Source organism: Bradyrhizobium sp. sGM-13 (genome assembly GCF_018398875.1).
Taxonomy (GTDB): Bacteria; Pseudomonadota; Alphaproteobacteria; order Rhizobiales; family Xanthobacteraceae; genus Bradyrhizobium.
This window is the reverse complement of record NZ_JAGWDK010000004.1, coordinates 374,710-390,481: the sequence shown is the minus strand read 5'-3', so window position 1 is coordinate 390,481 and position 15,772 is coordinate 374,710. Positions and strand designations below refer to the sequence as shown.

Sequence of the window (15,772 nt, the reverse complement as noted above, 5' to 3'; positions counted from 1 at the left end):
CATGCCGGGTGGTGTGGCAGGGGAGCGACCCACAAGGTCGCCCCCTATGCCGATTGTACCCTGAGTGACGAGGCGGCCAAACTGCGACCGCGGAGCGACTGCTCACCCTCTCCCGCTTGCGGGGGAGGGCCGGGGCGTATGGAGCGAGCCCCCACCCGGATCGGAATCTAACGATGCGATCCAATCTCCCGCAAGCGGGAGAGGTGGAGCAATCGGCGAAGTCTTCTAGAAGGAACCGGAGTCCGGCCGCTCGACCGCTAACTCAACCTGAGATTTATTCATGGATCGGCTTCGCGTGCAGTGATAGTCTGCGCGAGATCAACCCCGTTTGTCGCGAGTCATACGGAGATCAGCATGGAACAGATTCTGACTAACCTCGTTGCAGGAGCGCTTGGCGGCGTGGGTGCGGGCAAGTCATCGCCGACTTTCGATCTCGGTACGATTGGTAACATTGTCGCCGGCTTGGTCGGAGGCGGGGTGCTCGGCCAGATCGTAACATTGTTGATGCCATCAATCATGGCCGCAGCCCAGTCGGGCGATCTGAGTATTGGCGGCATTGTCTCGCACGCGATCGCCGGTGGTGCTGGCGGGGCCATACTCACGGCGCTCGTCGGTGCAATCAAGAACAAAGCTGCTGCCTGACGGTCAGCTGGGGTGGGGGGTGCCTCCACGAGTCACGCTCCCCGTATGGAAAGAGCCCCGCCCGGATCGCATCTTCGATGCGATCCGACCTCCCCCGCAAGCGGGAGAGGTGGAGCAATCGGCGAAAGTCAGTTCGTGAAGGCAGCACCGTCTGGTGGCGCTGTTTCGCGAGCGGTCTATATTGTGCGGACGCGCTAATCCCGGGCGGTTGCCATGAACGGAATTGCATCTGTCGATCAACTCTGGCGATCGATCCGCCGTGAGGCGGAAAGCGCCGTGACGCGCGACCCGGTGTTCGGCGCCGCGCTCTCCTCATCTATTCTCGATCATCCCGACTTCGCTCATGCACCGGCGCACCAGATCGGCGCGCGGCTCGGCAAGACGCACGCGGACCGCGCGCGCTTTGCGCAGCTTGCCCGTGACGCTTTCGCGTCACGCGATCTGATCGACGCGGCGAGCCGCGATCTGCAGAGCATCGCCGTTCACGATCCCGCGACGACGACGCTGCTGCCGCCGCTGCTGAACTTCAAGGGCTACGTCGCGCTGGAGGTTTGGCGCGTCTCCAACTGGCTCTGGCGTCAAGGCCGCAACGATCTCGCGCTGTTGCTGCAAAGCCTGTCGTCCGATCAGCTTCAGGTCAGCATTCATCCCATCGCTTCGATCGGCACGTCGGTGTTTCTCGATCACGCCACCGGTATCATCATCGGCGCCTTTGCTGCGATCGGCGACGAGGTGACGATTTTACAGAACGTCACCATCGGCCGAAATCATTCGCAGCCAGACCGCGCGCCGAAGATCGGCAGGGGCGTGTTGCTCAGCGCCGGATCGACCATTCTCGGCAATGTCAGCGTTGGCGATGGCGCCAAGATCGGCGCAGGCGCAGTCGTCGAGCACGATGTGCCGCCCGGCTGCACCGCCGTCGGCGTTCCCGCACGGTTGACCAATTGCCCAGAAGCGTCGGTGCCGGCCTAAGCGCGACATAGCCGATCTCGCGTATTGTCTTCCCTGACAGTCTGTCATCGGGCGCACGTTCTCGAGAACCGGTTTCCTTTTCCTTGAGCAGCGGCGCGGGCGCCCGCATAGGCGGCACGCCGAGTCCTCGAACAGCGTAGGTGGGAAGAAGAGGTAATATGGCTGCCCTGATTTTGTGGGCGCCTCGCTTGGTGTTGTCCGGCCTCAAGCAGCGGTCTGCGTGACCTCGCTACAAAGGAAAACTCGGCAATGCGAGGAACAACGCGTCCCTCGGTAAATTGTTTTGATCGTCTGGGAGACCGCGAATGGTCCCTCCACAACCCCGGAGGTCACCCATGAGCGAGCATTCGAAAAAGGAATCCATTTCGCGTCGCAATTTTATTGGAAAGACACTTTGTGGAGCGGCACTTGCCGGGACGGCGCTGCCGGCATTGGCGGCTCCGTCGATTACGCCTCTGCCATTCGAGGACGGGCTGCTGCAAGAGGTACGCGGCCGGCCAAAAGTCAGCAAAGCATCGGCCCAGTATCGCGATAGTCCAAATGGACCACAGCGCTGCGCCGGCTGCGTCAATTTCCGCGGAGGGACCTGCGCGATCGTCGAGGGACGCATCAGCGCCAACGGCTGGTGTCGCCATTACCAAGCCGCTGGCAGAGGCCGAGCGCCGGGTGCATCCGGTGGCGGAGGTGCGCGTGGAGGCGCCGGAGGCAGTTACTAGAACTGCCCCAATGCGTACGGCACCGTAAGCGGTCTCTGCGCTGACGGTCGTTCTAACAGAGGGGGTACATTGGCTGTGCTGCGACCATAGCGGTGCAGACAACGAACGTCTGGGCGCAGCAAAGACGATGGAGGGCAGACCACTGAAGGGCAGACCATTGATCGACCTGAATGCGGCGCTGCACTCAAATGTCTTAAATTCGAAAAGCCTGACTCGACTTCGATGGGAGGCTCGCAATGAAAATCCCTTCTTCCCGCCTCGTGACCCTTACGGCAGCTCTCGTGGCGATTGGCTTCGCGCTTGCACCAGCCTGGGCCCAGCGTAAAAACGCGCCCGCCGCTCAGCCACCGGCAGAAAAGCCGGCGGACCCGGCGCTGTTGCCCGACCAGGAACTTGGACGCCGGTTCACGGTCAAAGCGGAGGACCTGCCGACCCCGAAGACCGGCCCGATCGTCAGCAGCCGCTCCCTTGTCATTCCCCACCAGGGCCAAACACCCCGCGTCCTTGAAGGCTTCATCACGACAGCCTTCATGACCGGCCTTGAGCATCCGAGGCGTCTGCTTGTGCTGCCAAACGGCGACGTGCTCGTGGCCGAACAGAAGGCGGGCTATCTCACATTGCTGCGCGATGAGGACGGGGACGGCAAGGCCGACTGGGTTCAGCGCCACGCGGAGGGACTCAATCAACCTTACGGACTCGCCTGGCGGGACGATCACGTTCTGATCGCGGATCAGGATGGGATCTGGAAGGTACCGCACCGGCTTGGCGCATTGCGTGCAGGCCGTGGTGGCGAGCAAACGAAGGCTGCCGATGTGCCGCCGGATCAGCGCAAACCTTCGCCCGCCGTGGTTGGCGAGGAAATGATCACCAAGAAGGGCGTGTTCGGCATCGCTCAAGGCCATACGAACCGACACCTCGCGATTGACCCCAAGACTGGCGGGCTGTTCGTTGGCGTCGGCTCGTCCGGAAACATCGGTGTTGAACCGGAGGTCAAGGCGACGATCCAGCGCTTCGATCCCAATGGCGCGAACCAGGTCACGTTCGCTTCGGGATTGCGCAATCCGACGGCGCTCGCCTTCGAACCTGGAACGGGCGATCTCTATGCAGTGGTTCAAGAGCGCGACGGTCTCGGCGACCGGCTTCCGCCCGATTATTTGACGCGTGTCGAGAAGGGCGCCTTCTACGGCTGGCCTTACGCATATATCGGTCAGCACCCGCAGCCCGGTTTCGCCAATTTGAAACCAGACAAGGTCAAGGCTTCAACCAAGCCCGACCTTCTGTTCGAAGCGCATTCCTCGGCGATGGATCTGGTGTTCTACGATGGCGAACAGTTTCCGCCCGAATTCCGCGGCGGCGCCTTTGTTGCCCTCAAAGGATCGTGGAATCGATCCGAACCGACCGGTTACAAGATCGTGTTCGTGCCGTTCAAGGATGGCCGTCCGCAAGGTTGGTACCAGAATTTCGCCGTTGGCTTCTGGGTCTCCGGCATGCATCGCGCGGAGATCTGGGGCCGACCTGCCGCGCTTGCGATCGCCAAGGACGGTTCGTTGCTCGTTGCCGACGACACCGGCGGCACCATCTGGCGCATCGCTTACACAGGGCCTGAGAACCGTACAGGCAAGCCTGATGGCAATACTGTAGCGCCACGCTAGCTTGAATGCCCGTCCGAACCGCCAGCGTGGCGGATGCCGGCACGATCACAACCTGGATTCATGCCGCAGAGTGCGTATCGCAGTCAGGTGCTCCTGAGCTCTCCGTTCATTCCATTCGGGTAGAACCCGCCCTTGCTGACGCCGGCTTTATCGGTCAGATAGACGATACGCAGCACCTGTTGCGGTGTACGCTTGAACGCGATCGCGTCGGGGGTCGAAGGCACGAAGTTGGCTTTGCCATCGACCCTGATGCCTTCGTCTTCTTTTTCGGGGGTCCCGTCAATTTTGTCCCGTGCATCCGAGATTGCGTTGGCGGCGTCCCATGCCTTCTCGCCCATCATGTAGAGTTGGGAGCGCGCCATTCCCATGTGGTAGGCCTCAACAGCAAGTATCCCCGCTGCCGCCTCCACGAATTCCTTTTTCTTGAGCAGGGGAGCCGCACCTGCATAGGCGGTCACGCCGACTTCCTCGAACAGCATGCCGCCGAGCAGCACCGACATGTCGTCGGCAAAGGGATCGAAATCGGCGGGCAATCCGGCAGCCGCAGCAGCAGCCTTGAAGCCGGCATCGAAGTCGATCGCAGGTCTTGAAATGGCGCTTCGGCCAAGCGTCTTGCGATAGAAGCGGACGTGGGCCAGTTCGTTCTCCGCTGTTTCTTCGATGAATTCGCGGATCGCTTTTTCCTTGAATTGGGCCTCGTGGCCGCCCACGACCCTGCCGGCATCCATACCTGCATCGGTATCGCTGATGCCCTTGCCGGTCGTTGCACGCAGATAGAACTCGGCTTCCATATATTCGAGGTTCAGCGCGAACGTAAGAATGTCCTCGTCGTCGATCGCTGCTCCCTTCTTGCCGATCCCAACGCCCGTGGTCTCGCGCTTCTGCTGGGCGTAGGCAGGTGGAATAAGCAATCCCGCGAGTCCTGCGACGGATATGCCGGCGATCGATTGCCGGCGGGAAATGCGCAATGCATCCATGGCGTAACCTCCTCCGTTTCTGGATTGAGAAGCCGCGCCACTCACTGTTCAGCGCTATTGAGGGCGCTCATGGCGCGACCTCGGTACCAGCTAGTGCTGGCGCGGTACAACGTGAGGCCGCAGGTCACGTTCCAAGCGAGCTCGAAACCAGGCAGGCACGAGGTCGTGAGGCCGCTGAGCCATGCTTGGGCCTGTGCATGCAAGAGTGGACAAAGGCGCGAATGCGCCGTGGGCAAATCACTTCTGATTTTCAGAAATCGTGTCAAGCCCGAGAATAAAAAATATTCCGCTTCACGCGAGAGGCAAATCAGCCGCATATTTCTGGCCGTCTCACCCGATGGAGGGGCGGCTCGCGATCGTCACGAACGTGCGGTGAGATGCGATGGACGCTGATGGCGCGCTAGACGTACGCGCGGGAAGCGTACGGCGAAGTCGTGTGGTTCGGGCGTGGCGGTGCTGGCGCTAAGCTGCGTGAAACTATTTGCGCAGCGACGGAGGCAAAAGAGCCGTTCTCCGGGAAGAGCACGAAGTAAGCCGTAAAGCCATTGCGCAGGGAAGGCCGGGATGCTCCCGCTGTACCTGTATGCTCGTGTGCATTTTCTTTAGCGCAAGCAGCACACGAGACCGCGGGTGCAGCCAGCACCCGGTCTTCCCTGCGCCCTCTGAACGCGAGGGCCGGAAGTTTTAAGGCAAACCTCGGGCAATTCATGTCGCGAGATCGCGAAGTCATACTTAGTTGTCATCGCCCGGCCTTGACCGGGCGACCCAGTATTCCAGAGACAGCAGTGATAGAACCGAGAGGCCGCGGCGTACTGGATCCCCGCCTTCGCGGGGATGACAGCTTGTGATTCATGCCGAATGAACCGCCCCACCCAGCCAATCGTCGAAACGCGTCGGCATGATCCGCGCGCCGTCGTCCGGCACCAGCGTGCGCAACGCGAGTGGAGCGCCGAAATACGGCACGTCCACGCCCGCCACGATCTTGCTGGTATCGCCTTGCTTGCGGAGCCAGCGGCCGGCGAAATCCGCAAGCGGCGCCGCTTCGGGACCCGCGACCTCGCATACGCCGTTGGCGGGCTCGCCAAGCGTCACGTCGGCCAGTGCTTCCGCGACTTCGTCGGACAACAACGGCTGCATCAACTGGCTGGAAACGTGAACCTCGCCGCCTCTGCGCCCGGAATCCGCGATCGCGCCGATGAATTCGAAGAACTGGGTGGCGCGCAGGATCGTGTAGGTCACCCCGGAATTTTCAATCAGCCGCTCCTGCGCCAGCTTGGCGCGGAAATACCCGCTGCTCTCAAGCCGGTCGGTACCGACGATCGACAGCGCAATGAAGTGCCGCACACCGGCCTGTTTCGCCGCCGCAATCAGGTTGCGTGTTCCGCTCTCGAAGAAGTGCAGCACGGTCCTGTCCTCGAACGAGGGCGAATTCGAGACGTCGACGACAATGTCGGCTCCCACGAGCGCCGGTTGCAGCCCTTCCCCGGTCACGGCGTTGATCCCGCTGCTCGGGGACGCCTGCAGCACCTCGTGACCGCGCGAGGCGAGCAACGGGGCCAATTTCGAACCGATCAGACCTGTACCGCCGATAATGACGATCTTCATTTCCTCGCTCCTCTGTCGTTAAGGCCGCGGCACCACGCGCCATCGCCAAGACCAACTGGAACGGGCCGGTGTGACACGTGCAACCGTAACCCCGGATTAATTTGCACCACCTATACTGGCAGTCCGCACATCCGTTACCAGCGCAAATGGCCTAAGATCCCATGAAAATCGGTACCCTCCTCACCGCTGCCATCGCTTCGCTTTCCGCCGTCGGCGGCGGGCTCGCCGTCTATGTGGCGGTTTCGAAGTACCAGACCATGGACAAGGTCTCGGTCGCGCAGACCCGGCTGGAAGTGGTGCGCGCGGTCGGCGATATCCCGCGCTATATGAATCCCGAGCGCGGCTTTGCCACCAACATCATGTTCGGACCTCCTGCCGTGGATCCGAAACTGCTCACCGAACTCGATAAATATCGCAAGAACACCGATGCGGCGCGCGACAAGATGAACCGGGTCAAGGCGACCCTGGCGGGCGCGATCGAAGACAGTGCTGCCGTCGGGAGCAGCATCGATGCCCTGAATACCCAGTTCGCCGCGCTGCGCGCAGCCATCGACAAGGCCCTCACCGGTCCGCCGGAAGCTCGCCGCGATGCGGCCAAGAAAATCGTCTCCGACAACTCGGTCTTCAACAAGGCTGTCACGACGCTGCTCGACGAGCAGGTGCGCAAGATCGCGCAGCTCGACGGCACGGCCTACCGGCAGGCAAGCTACGCCAATATCGCCTGGACGCTACGCGACGTCGGCGGTCTCAACTCCAGCCTGCACAAGAATCTCATCGGTGCCAACCGGGTAGCCACTGAAGCAGAGAAGATGGAGATCAGCCGCTCGCAAGGGAGAAACGATCAGATTCTGATGTCGCTGCAGGAATTGCGCGGCAATCCCTCTACGCCGGCCAATGTGGCCGCGGCGCTCGACAAGATGAACGCGGCCTATGTCGATCGCTTCGGCAAAGAGCTGAAGCTCGTCAAGGATGGCGCCATCAGCGGCAAGTATGAACATGATATGGAAACCTACTACGCGGAGACGCAACTCGGTCTTGCATCGATCATTACGGTCCGCGACGCGTTCTACGACAACGCCGAGCAGGTGCTCGGTGAGGCCTATTCCTCCGCGCGCTTCAGCTTCCTGATCGCGCTGGCGGGCCTGATCGCGGTTGTCGCCGCCAGCGCAACGCTGATCGTGATGGTACGCCGCCGCGTCTGTAAGCCGATCTTGGACCTCACCGCAACAATGTCGCGGCTGGCCAGCGGCGATGTATCCGGTGAAATCGCCGGCGCCGGCCGCGGCGACGAGATCGGCGCGATGGCATCGGCGGTAGGCGTCTTCAAGGACAGCATGGTCGAGGCGGAACGTCTTGCCGCCGAGAAGGCCGCCGAGAGCAATGGCAAGATGCGTCGCGCCCAGCTGCTCGACGAACTCACCCGCGCCTTCGAAGCCAAGGTCACCGAATTGGTCGGCGGACTTTCGGCCGCCTCGTCCGTGATGGAAGACACCGCACAGTCGATGTCGTCGACGGCGACCGCCACCAACCGCCAGGCGGCGATCGTTGCCGCCGCTTCCGAGCAGACCTCGGCTAACGTGCAGACGGTTGCCAGCGCCACCGAAGAATTGACCTCCTCGATCTCCGAGATCGGCCGCCAGGTCGCGCAATCTACCGAAATCGCCGCCCGCGCCGTCGATAATGCGCGGCGCACCGGCGAGACCGCCCGCTCGCTCGCCGAGGGCGCGCAGAAGATCGGCGACGTCGTGACGCTGATCCAGAGCATTGCCGCGCAGACCAACCTGCTGGCGCTGAACGCGACCATCGAAGCCGCGCGCGCCGGCGATGCCGGCCGTGGCTTTGCGGTCGTCGCTTCCGAAGTCAAATCGCTGGCCGGTCAGACTGCCAAGGCGACCACCGAAATTTCCGAGCAGATCGCGTCCATTCAGGCGGCGAGCGATCAGACCGTGACGGCGATTCAGAACGTGGCCAACGTGATCGCCGAGATCGATCAGATCGGAACCGCGATTGCCGCCGCAATCGAGGAACAGGGCTCCGCGACCAAGGAAATCTCCCGCAGCGTGCAGGAAGCCGCGCGCGGCACCCAGGAGGTCAATTCCAACATTACCGGCGTCCAGAAGGCCGCCGACGATACCGGCGCTGCCGCCAATCAGGTGCTCGGCGCGGCCGAGCAGTTATCCTCGCAGTCCAAGGATCTCGCCGGGCAGGTCAACCGCTTCCTCTCGGAGGTGCGTGCGGCGTAAATTCGCTTGTCAGTCGGCAAAGCCGACATAGCGGACGAAATCGCGGTTGGCTCCGGCGCGATGCAATGCATGCGTCTCGCGCCTCTCCCACCCGCCGCCGCAAATCGACCAGAAATTGTGTCTAGCCACTGCGCCTCGTATGTGGGGACAAGCCTTGAACAAGAAACTGAAATATGCGGCGACGGCGATCGCCGTCTTGGGCGCAGCCATCTACCTCAACAACACTAACCATCTCGCCGCCCATCAGGAGGGAAAGCCCGTCCTGCTCGCGCATCGCGGCATTGCCCAGCGCTTCGACGAGCGCGAGCTGAAGAACGACACCTGCACGGCGGCGCGAATGCTGCCGTCAAGCCATCACTATCTGGAGAACACGATCGAATCGATCCGAGCCAGCCTTGCGGCCGGCGCCGATGTCGTCGAGCTCGACGTTCACCCGACGACCGACAGCGAATTCGCGGTGTTTCACGACTGGACGCTGGATTGCCGCACCGACGGGCGCGGCCTCACGCGCGAACACTCCATGGCCTATTTGAAGAAGCTCGATATCGGCTATGGCTATACAGCCGATGGTGGCAAGACCTTTCCGTTTCGCGGCAAGGGCATCGGCCTGATGCCGACGCTCACCGAGGTGCTGGCGACCTTTCCGCGAGAGCGGCTCCTGATCAATGTCAAGAGCCGCGACCCGTCCGAGGGGGAGAAGCTGGCGGCCGTGCTGGACAAGCTCCCCGCCGAACGCAGGGCGCAGATCATGATCTATGGCGGCGACGAGCCGGTCGAGATCGTGCGCCAGCGCCTTCCGGATGTCCGGACGATCTCGCGCACCACGATCAAGAGCTGCCTGCTCGGCTACATCGGCTACGGCTGGAGCGGCGTGGTGCCGAAAGCCTGCAGCAACGCGATGGTCATGTTGCCGATCAATGTCGCGCCGTGGATGTGGGGTTGGCCGGACCGCTTCCTCAACCGCATGAAGGCGGCCAACAGCGAGGTTTTCGTGCTCGGCCCCTATCGCGGCGGCGAATTCTCGACCGGGATCGATACGCCGGAGCAGTTCGCGCGGCTGCCAGCAAACTATTCGGGAGGCATCTGGACCAACGAGATCGAGGCCATCGCGCCGCTCGTGGGCAAATAGCGTTCGTGGACTTGCGGGATCCGAGAACCCGACTCGCTGCGAAGCGGAACATCCCTCGCTTGCTGTCGTTTTAGCCGGCGTTAGCGGAAGGGAATGCACCCATGACGTGGAAAGGCAAATGGCGAAATCAATACGGCTCCATCGTCGACATTACCGACGACGCCAATCGCAGGATCAGCGGCACCTTCAAAACCGCGCTGAGAGACAGCGGGTTCTACGGACAGGAAATTCCCGTCGTCGGTATCCATCAGGGTGATTGCATCAGCTTTGTCGCCGGTGGTGCAACTGCAGCGGGAGATGCCGCGGTCTCCTACACCGGCCTGCTGCGCGACGGAAAAATGGAAATGATGTGGTTCGTGGTCGTTGACAGCGAGATCCGGGCGCCGACAGAAGGTGCATCCGGCAAGAAGGAAAAGCTAAACTGGTGGCGTTCAATCAGCACCAACTCCGATACGTTCGAGCGCATCTGACGGCTCTGCATCAACTCCGCAAGCCCGGCGCTTCCTGCCCGGTGCGCGCGACATATTCGGTGTAACCGCCGCCAAATTGGTGGATGCCCTCCGGCGTCAGCTCGAGCACGCGGTTGGAGAGCGCGGCGAGGAAATGCCGGTCGTGGGACACGAATAGCATGGTACCCTCGAACTCGGACAACGCATTGATCAGCATTTCCTTGGTCGCGAGGTCCAGATGGTTGGTCGGCTCGTCCAGCACCAGGAAATTCGGCGGATCGTAGAGCATTTTTGCCATCACCAGCCGCGCCTTCTCGCCGCCCGAGAGCACGCGACACTTCTTCTCGACGTCGTCGCCGGAGAAACCAAAGCAGCCCGCGAGGGCGCGGAGCGAACCTTGTCCCGCCTGCGGAAAGGAATCTTCCAGCCATTCGAACACCGTACGTTCGCCGTCGAGCAGGTCCATGGCGTGCTGGGCAAAGTAGCCCATCTTGACGCTGCCGCCGATCGCCACGGTGCCATCGTCGGGTTCGGCCGAGCCCGACACCAGCTTCAACAGCGTCGACTTGCCGGCGCCGTTGACGCCCATCACGCACCACCGCTCCTTGCGGCGGATCATGAAATCAAGGCCCTGATAGATGGTGCGGCTGCCATAGCCCTTGTGGACGTTCTTCAGGCTGACGACATCCTCGCCCGAGCGCGGCGCTGGCAGGAATTCGAACGCCACCGTCTGCCGCCGCTTCGGCGGCTCGACGCGCTCGATCTTGTCGAGCTTTTTCACCCGGCTCTGCACCTGCGCCGCATGCGAAGCGCGCGCCTTGAAGCGCTCGATGAACTTGATCTCCTTCGCCAGCATCGCCTGTTGGCGCTCAAACTGGGCCTGCTGCTGCTTTTCGTTCAGCGCGCGTTGCTGCTCGTAGAACTCGTAGTTGCCGGAATATGTCGTGAGCGTCCCGCCGTCGATCTCGACGACCTTGTTGATGATACGGTTGATGAACTCGCGGTCATGCGAGGTCATCAACAGCGCGCCCTCGTATCCCTTCAGGAACTGCTCGAGCCAGATCAGGCTCTCGAGGTCGAGATGGTTGCTCGGCTCGTCCAGCAGCATCACGTCAGGCCGCATCAGCAGGATGCGCGCCAATGCGACCCGCATCTTCCAGCCGCCGGAAAGCGCGCCGACGTCGCCCTCCATCATCTCCTGGCTGAAGCCTAAGCCGGACAACGCCTCGCGGGCCCGGCCATCAAGCGCATAGCCGTCGAGCTCCTCGAAGCGGTGCTGCACCTCGCCGTAGCGCGCGATGATATCTTCCATCTCGTCGGCGCGATCCGGATCGGCCATCGCGGCCTCGAGCTCCCTGAGCTCGTTTGCCACGACGCTGACAGGCCCGGCGCCGTCCATCACCTCGGCCACGGCGCTGCGGCCCGACATCTCGCCGACGTCCTGGCTGAAATAACCGATGGTGATCCCGCGATCGAGCGAGACCTGGCCCTCGTCGGGTAGCTCCTGGCCCGAGATCATCCGGAAAAGCGTGGTCTTGCCCGCACCGTTCGGGCCGACGAGGCCGATCTTCTCGCCCTTCTGAAGGGCTGCGGAGGCTTCGATGAAGAGGATCTGGTGGCCGACTTGCTTGCTGACGTTATCGAGACGGATCATTGGGCCCTGAGGGGAGGAAATCGCGGTGGCCGCTGCTTAGGACATCTAGCGTGCTTGTGGAAGCGGTTCCGAAATATCCCGGCCGCTATCTGACGGTGTGCTGGATCGACGCTGCAACTCCATACCCAGAGACTTTTCCCGATGACCGAAATGAGCTCGCGTGCATGGCAGTAAAACCTTCCAGCGCTGCGAACCGATCTGTACCAGCATCGTTAGCCCTTCATCTCCAATTGAACCGACGGAGAGTTCCCATGAGCGCAACGGGTCTCGAAGTATTCGACAGAACACTCCAGATCACCAACACGTGGTTGGACGAAGTGATGGCAAACCTGCCGCGCGATCGCAAGCTGGCGTGGCATATTCTGGGATCGGTATTGCGAACCATCCGCGACCGGGTTCCGGTCAATCTTGCCGCACATCTCGGCGCGCAGCTTCCACTACTGGTGCGCGGCACCTATTACGACCAATGGCGGCCGAGTGAAACGCCGAAGGCGTGGCGATCGGCAGATGAGTTTCTCTCCATCGTCTCGGCAGAACTCAGTTCGCAGAAACCGGTCGATTCCAAGGATGCAGCGCAGGCGGTGTTCCGCGTTCTGAACCATCATGTCGATCCCAATCAGGTCGAGAAGGTGCGCCACGCACTTCCGGAAGACGTTCAGGCGTTGTGGCCGCGTAACAACCGGGTTTCATCAGCGGCCTGATGCGGCATCTGATCGCGGTTCCGATAATCGAAAAGAACCCTGATGTTCGCTGGGCGTTGTCCTGCAGCACAAAAGCAATCAACAACGGGAGCCAGCAATGACCAGACCTCCGCCCGTGCCGCAGGACAATCAAAGCCACAAGGGGACCGGCGATCCCAAATCCGGCAACGCCCATGAAGTTCGGAAGGGCCGCGGCCACGTTGAAAATCCCCGTGAGCAGGGCCAACAGGGCAACACCGCGCAAAACACGACCCATCAGGGGTATCAGCAGGATCGCTAGTCAGGAGCACGCACCATGTCGACTTCAACCAAGACGCCCGCGAGTATTCGGCAGGGCGGCCCGGGCGCTTCCCACGAGAACGCCAGAGCGCCGCTTCACGCCAAAAAGCCGCCTGCCGACGATCCGCAGCGCCGGCACAGTAAAGTGTCGGGCGGCGGAGGCGAGCATGACACCCACCATACTCACGAGCCGGAACGAAAGGGCGGGGGCACCCACCCCGCTGCGAAGGTCAAGCCATGAGTACAAAACACGTGAAACTGAGCAGACCGACCAACGTCGACCTTGTTCGCAATCCGCTGATCGGAGGCTCGAAAGGAGCATCGATGGCGCAGGTAACGTCTGACGAACTCGAGGAATTCGAGGGCGCCAATACGTTCGAGGGCGACATCGAGAATGATACCAATCCGCAGGGTGGTATCGACAAGGCAGAAGTCCGCGACAGACGCCGCGGACCGCCGCAAAACGATCGGGACAGCGGCCCACGGAGAATGCCGCTGCAGGGGAAGAAGACGCATGAGCAGCAATTGCGTATCCTTGAAAGGAAGCCTGATGTCCCCGACGCGAGACAGGTGGAGGAGGAGATAGCGCGCACGCAGCAGGCTGGTGGTGCAAAAACCGTCAAGCGCGAAGCACGCCAATCGGAATTTCCGGTAAGCCGCGGCGGACTCAACCAGGAAAGCCAGCACAACAAGCACAATCGTCCGGGCCAGTCGGGCCACAAGCCTCAAAAGCCAGAGGGATAGAAATCATGACACGTGGAGCACACGGAGACGGCAAGCATCTCGGCCCTGGCGCAAAGGGCAAAGGCGCCGGGACCGGCGCCATGACCGACGTGCAGAACGATCTGATCGGCGACAACGCGGTGCTTTCCAACCGCGACAAGACCGAGCATTCGCGCGATCGTGGCCAGGACAGCAAATGGTCCCAAACCGAGCAGTTGAAAGACCACGCCGCAAACAAGGGCCGCGGATAAGGCGAAAGATTGCCGGCCGGCCACGCGCGGGATTACAGGTTGATCACGCCAAGTCGCGCGGCATGTGCCACGGCATCGGTGCGGCCGGTGGCATCAAGTTTGGAAAGCAGCGAAGCCACGTGGAATTTGGCGGTGTGCACGGATATTCCAAGCTGTCGCGCAATGGCTTTGTTGGATGCGCCTTCGGCCATCAGGATAAGCACGTCGCGCTCGCGCGGCGTGAGATCGATATCGGACGCGCCGACGGCCGTCGGCGCGTCGCATGATACGAGCGCGACCGTTGCTGCCTCTCCGGATGCCGCCAAGCGAAGCCCGGATACGCCGCCGAGCAGTGACGCGAGCCGGTCCGCCAGCACCGGATCGGCGATCTCGATAGCTACCACAATGACCGGTGAGGCCTCCTCGCTCACGCTTCTGGCCTTTCACCGATCGTGAGCTTGACTTGCAGCGGTTGGCCGGCGCGGCGAATTGTAATGTCGACGACGGAGCCGATGCTGTCGGGCCCAAGCGATCGGATCAGCGAGCGCATGCTGGTCAGCTTCTCGTTGTTCCAGCCAATGATCACGTCGCCTTGCAGGATACCGGCGGCGGCCGCGGGACCTGACTTGTCGACACTCATCACCATTGCTCCGACGCCATCGTCGAGCTTGACCGGCTGCAATCCACCCCCGAGATAGCCGCGCGCAATCCGGCCGTGGGTTTCAAGCCTCCCTGCGATCCGGTCGATGGTCGCGCTGGGAATCGCGAGAATGCGTCGCACCCCTTGCACGGCCATGCCGATCGCTTCGCCGGAGGCGTTGACGGCAAGTCCCCCCTCGTGATTGCTGCGCAGCCGCACGTCGAGCTCGATCCTGGCATCGATCTCACCGCCCCGAAGGCTGCGCCAGCGGCCCCCGATTAGCGAGACGACGCCGAGCGCCGCCGTGGGAACGCCATGCTCGGCAGCGACCACGACCATCAGCGAGCCCAGATCCGGAACAACAGGCGAGAGCGCGACGGAGGCAGTATTGCCGGCATCACTCTTGGTCTCGAGCCGCAGCAGCGCGATATCGGTGGTGTGATCGCGTCCTGCGATCTTGGCCGACTGCGTCGTTCCGTCGGCAAACTTGATTGAGATTTCGCCTTCGTCGGCCAGCGCTTCATCAGCCGTCACGATCAGGCCGGGTTTCCAGATGAAGCCCGAGGCCCGCGAGCGGTGCGAATGCACCGAGACGATCGCGGACTTTGTCCGGGCGACGATATCGGCAAGGGCGGAGGATAACGACGGAAGGATAGTTGCGGTCGGGTCGGGCATGACAGAACTCCTGGATCGGTTGAATCCAATCTGGGAGTTCAGATTGCGTTCAGGAACTAGCCTGATGGGCAGGCCGCGGGAGTTTTTCGCCGCGAACGCGAGCCTTCCTGTTTCGCACTATGCCGTGTGTCCGGGATCGACGTGCTTTGGCGTCTTCTTCTCCCGTTGAGGTGTCATCCTCGCAGGATCGGGGGCGCCAGGCACGCCGCGCGGTCCGAGCTGCTCTCGCTGAATATCGTCTTCCGTCTTCTCGGGCTCGACGCCATTGGGCTCGCGATATCGGGTCATGGCTGAATGCTACTCCAAGTACAGGCTCCGCCGTTAAGCTCACGCTGTTAATGCATCAGCAGAACACCTGTTCCTATTCCCGATCTGGCGCACACCGTGAAACCAGGATTGCAGCGTGTTCTCGCGTGACAGCTCCCAAGTGTAGATGCTGCATCAATCAATCATGGGGCGTTTCATAGAAACTTTCTAAGAGCCTC

At 62.0% G+C, this 15,772-nt stretch carries 18 protein-coding genes; 12 read left to right on the top strand and 6 right to left on the bottom strand.

Annotated elements, in window-relative coordinates; all coding sequences use genetic code 11:
• Positions 1 to 354: 354 nt before the first annotated feature.
• From KJQ96_RS08565 to KJQ96_RS08550, 4 genes are all read left to right on the top strand, one after another.
• Positions 355 to 642 (top strand): hypothetical protein, encoded by a 288-nt coding sequence (locus KJQ96_RS08565; protein WP_213286221.1) that lies wholly within the window; start codon positions 355 to 357, stop codon positions 640 to 642.
• Between the two features lie 213 nt (positions 643 to 855).
• Complete coding sequence (locus KJQ96_RS08560) at positions 856 to 1,614, top strand: serine acetyltransferase (protein WP_213286220.1); 759 nt, start codon at positions 856 to 858, stop codon at positions 1,612 to 1,614.
• 305 nt (positions 1,615 to 1,919) lie between these two features.
• Positions 1,920 to 2,330, top strand: coding sequence for a twin-arginine translocation signal domain-containing protein (locus KJQ96_RS41965; protein WP_375293149.1), 411 nt, complete (start codon positions 1,920 to 1,922; stop codon positions 2,328 to 2,330).
• A gap of 236 nt (positions 2,331 to 2,566) precedes the next feature.
• Positions 2,567 to 3,982, top strand: a complete 1,416-nt coding sequence (locus KJQ96_RS08550; protein WP_213286218.1) for a sorbosone dehydrogenase family protein — start codon at positions 2,567 to 2,569, stop codon at positions 3,980 to 3,982.
• 83 nt (positions 3,983 to 4,065) lie between these two features.
• Here KJQ96_RS08550 and KJQ96_RS08545 read toward each other — a convergent pair whose 3' ends face one another.
• Positions 4,066 to 4,959 (bottom strand): ferritin-like domain-containing protein, encoded by an 894-nt coding sequence (locus KJQ96_RS08545; protein ID WP_213286217.1) that lies wholly within the window; start codon positions 4,957 to 4,959, stop codon positions 4,066 to 4,068.
• 849 nt (positions 4,960 to 5,808) lie between these two features.
• Positions 5,809 to 6,564: an SDR family oxidoreductase gene (locus KJQ96_RS08540; protein ID WP_213286216.1), complete on the bottom strand. Its 756-nt coding sequence runs from the start codon at positions 6,562 to 6,564 to the stop codon at positions 5,809 to 5,811.
• Between the two features lie 161 nt (positions 6,565 to 6,725).
• Here KJQ96_RS08540 and KJQ96_RS08535 point away from each other — a divergent pair, with 161 nt between their 5' ends.
• The 3 genes from KJQ96_RS08535 (at position 6,726) to KJQ96_RS08525 (ending at position 10,406) form a co-directional block, all read left to right on the top strand.
• Positions 6,726 to 8,807: a methyl-accepting chemotaxis protein gene (locus KJQ96_RS08535; RefSeq protein WP_213286215.1), complete on the top strand. Its 2,082-nt coding sequence runs from the start codon at positions 6,726 to 6,728 to the stop codon at positions 8,805 to 8,807.
• Between the two features lie 154 nt (positions 8,808 to 8,961).
• The gene (locus tag KJQ96_RS08530) at positions 8,962 to 9,936 is read left to right on the top strand and encodes a glycerophosphodiester phosphodiesterase family protein (protein ID WP_213286214.1); all 975 of its coding nucleotides are present in this window, start codon (positions 8,962 to 8,964) and stop codon (positions 9,934 to 9,936) included.
• A 101-nt stretch (positions 9,937 to 10,037) separates the two neighbouring features.
• Positions 10,038 to 10,406: an avidin/streptavidin family protein gene (locus KJQ96_RS08525; protein WP_213286213.1), complete on the top strand. Its 369-nt coding sequence runs from the start codon at positions 10,038 to 10,040 to the stop codon at positions 10,404 to 10,406.
• 10 nt (positions 10,407 to 10,416) lie between these two features.
• Here the strand turns inward: KJQ96_RS08525 and KJQ96_RS08520 are convergent, their stop codons facing one another.
• Positions 10,417 to 12,039, bottom strand: coding sequence for an ABC-F family ATP-binding cassette domain-containing protein (locus tag KJQ96_RS08520; protein WP_213286212.1), 1,623 nt, complete (start codon positions 12,037 to 12,039; stop codon positions 10,417 to 10,419).
• Positions 12,040 to 12,290: 251 nt separating this feature from the next.
• Between KJQ96_RS08520 and KJQ96_RS08515 the strand changes: the two genes are divergently transcribed.
• From KJQ96_RS08515 to KJQ96_RS08490, 5 genes are all read left to right on the top strand, one after another.
• Positions 12,291 to 12,740 carry a DUF2267 domain-containing protein gene (locus KJQ96_RS08515; protein WP_213286211.1) on the top strand — a complete coding sequence of 150 codons (450 nt, stop codon included), beginning with the start codon at positions 12,291 to 12,293 and terminating at the stop codon, positions 12,738 to 12,740.
• A gap of 97 nt (positions 12,741 to 12,837) precedes the next feature.
• On the top strand, positions 12,838 to 13,020 hold the full coding sequence (locus KJQ96_RS08510; protein WP_065729655.1) for a hypothetical protein: 183 nt from the start codon (positions 12,838 to 12,840) through the stop codon (positions 13,018 to 13,020).
• A gap of 15 nt (positions 13,021 to 13,035) precedes the next feature.
• Positions 13,036 to 13,260 (top strand): hypothetical protein, encoded by a 225-nt coding sequence (locus tag KJQ96_RS08505; protein ID WP_213286210.1) that lies wholly within the window; start codon positions 13,036 to 13,038, stop codon positions 13,258 to 13,260.
• Between the two features lie 83 nt (positions 13,261 to 13,343).
• Positions 13,344 to 13,763 (top strand): hypothetical protein, encoded by a 420-nt coding sequence (locus tag KJQ96_RS40135; RefSeq protein ID WP_249733844.1) that lies wholly within the window; start codon positions 13,344 to 13,346, stop codon positions 13,761 to 13,763.
• 5 nt (positions 13,764 to 13,768) lie between these two features.
• Positions 13,769 to 13,993 (top strand): hypothetical protein, encoded by a 225-nt coding sequence (locus tag KJQ96_RS08490; RefSeq protein ID WP_065744967.1) that lies wholly within the window; start codon positions 13,769 to 13,771, stop codon positions 13,991 to 13,993.
• Between the two features lie 32 nt (positions 13,994 to 14,025).
• Here the strand turns inward: KJQ96_RS08490 and KJQ96_RS08485 are convergent, their stop codons facing one another.
• The 3 genes from KJQ96_RS08485 to KJQ96_RS08475 form a co-directional block, all read right to left on the bottom strand.
• Positions 14,026 to 14,403 (bottom strand): response regulator transcription factor, encoded by a 378-nt coding sequence (locus tag KJQ96_RS08485; RefSeq protein WP_213286209.1) that lies wholly within the window; start codon positions 14,401 to 14,403, stop codon positions 14,026 to 14,028.
• Entirely contained in the window at positions 14,400 to 15,287 is an 888-nt protein-coding gene (locus KJQ96_RS08480; RefSeq protein WP_213286208.1) for a S1C family serine protease, read from the bottom strand. The genes KJQ96_RS08485 and KJQ96_RS08480 overlap by 4 nt, the downstream gene beginning before the upstream one ends.
• A gap of 117 nt (positions 15,288 to 15,404) precedes the next feature.
• The gene (locus KJQ96_RS08475) at positions 15,405 to 15,575 is read right to left on the bottom strand and encodes a hypothetical protein (protein ID WP_213286207.1); all 171 of its coding nucleotides are present in this window, start codon (positions 15,573 to 15,575) and stop codon (positions 15,405 to 15,407) included.
• Between the last annotated feature and the right edge of the window lie 197 nt (positions 15,576 to 15,772).

Bases quoted from the DNA above. Each gene is read 5' to 3' on its own strand.
- KJQ96_RS08535 (WP_213286215.1), top strand. From the start codon at position 6,726: ATGAAAATCGGTACCCTCCTCACCGCTGCCATCGCTTCGCTTTCCGCC.
- KJQ96_RS08540 (WP_213286216.1), bottom strand. From the start codon at position 6,564: ATGAAGATCGTCATTATCGGCGGTACAGGTCTGATCGGTTCGAAATTG.
- KJQ96_RS08480 (WP_213286208.1), bottom strand. From the start codon at position 15,287: ATGCCCGACCCGACCGCAACTATCCTTCCGTCGTTATCCTCCGCCCTT.
- KJQ96_RS08525 (WP_213286213.1), top strand. From the start codon at position 10,038: ATGACGTGGAAAGGCAAATGGCGAAATCAATACGGCTCCATCGTCGAC.
- KJQ96_RS08490 (WP_065744967.1), top strand. From the start codon at position 13,769: ATGACACGTGGAGCACACGGAGACGGCAAGCATCTCGGCCCTGGCGCA.
- KJQ96_RS08515 (WP_213286211.1), top strand. From the start codon at position 12,291: ATGAGCGCAACGGGTCTCGAAGTATTCGACAGAACACTCCAGATCACC.
- KJQ96_RS08475 (WP_213286207.1), bottom strand. From the start codon at position 15,575: ATGACCCGATATCGCGAGCCCAATGGCGTCGAGCCCGAGAAGACGGAA.
- KJQ96_RS08520 (WP_213286212.1), bottom strand. From the start codon at position 12,039: ATGATCCGTCTCGATAACGTCAGCAAGCAAGTCGGCCACCAGATCCTC.
- KJQ96_RS08565 (WP_213286221.1), top strand. From the start codon at position 355: ATGGAACAGATTCTGACTAACCTCGTTGCAGGAGCGCTTGGCGGCGTG.
- KJQ96_RS08550 (WP_213286218.1), top strand. From the start codon at position 2,567: ATGAAAATCCCTTCTTCCCGCCTCGTGACCCTTACGGCAGCTCTCGTG.
- KJQ96_RS41965 (WP_375293149.1), top strand. From the start codon at position 1,920: ATGGTCCCTCCACAACCCCGGAGGTCACCCATGAGCGAGCATTCGAAA.
- KJQ96_RS08560 (WP_213286220.1), top strand. From the start codon at position 856: ATGAACGGAATTGCATCTGTCGATCAACTCTGGCGATCGATCCGCCGT.
- KJQ96_RS40135 (WP_249733844.1), top strand. From the start codon at position 13,344: ATGGCGCAGGTAACGTCTGACGAACTCGAGGAATTCGAGGGCGCCAAT.
- KJQ96_RS08545 (WP_213286217.1), bottom strand. From the start codon at position 4,959: ATGGATGCATTGCGCATTTCCCGCCGGCAATCGATCGCCGGCATATCC.
- KJQ96_RS08505 (WP_213286210.1), top strand. From the start codon at position 13,036: ATGTCGACTTCAACCAAGACGCCCGCGAGTATTCGGCAGGGCGGCCCG.
- KJQ96_RS08510 (WP_065729655.1), top strand. From the start codon at position 12,838: ATGACCAGACCTCCGCCCGTGCCGCAGGACAATCAAAGCCACAAGGGG.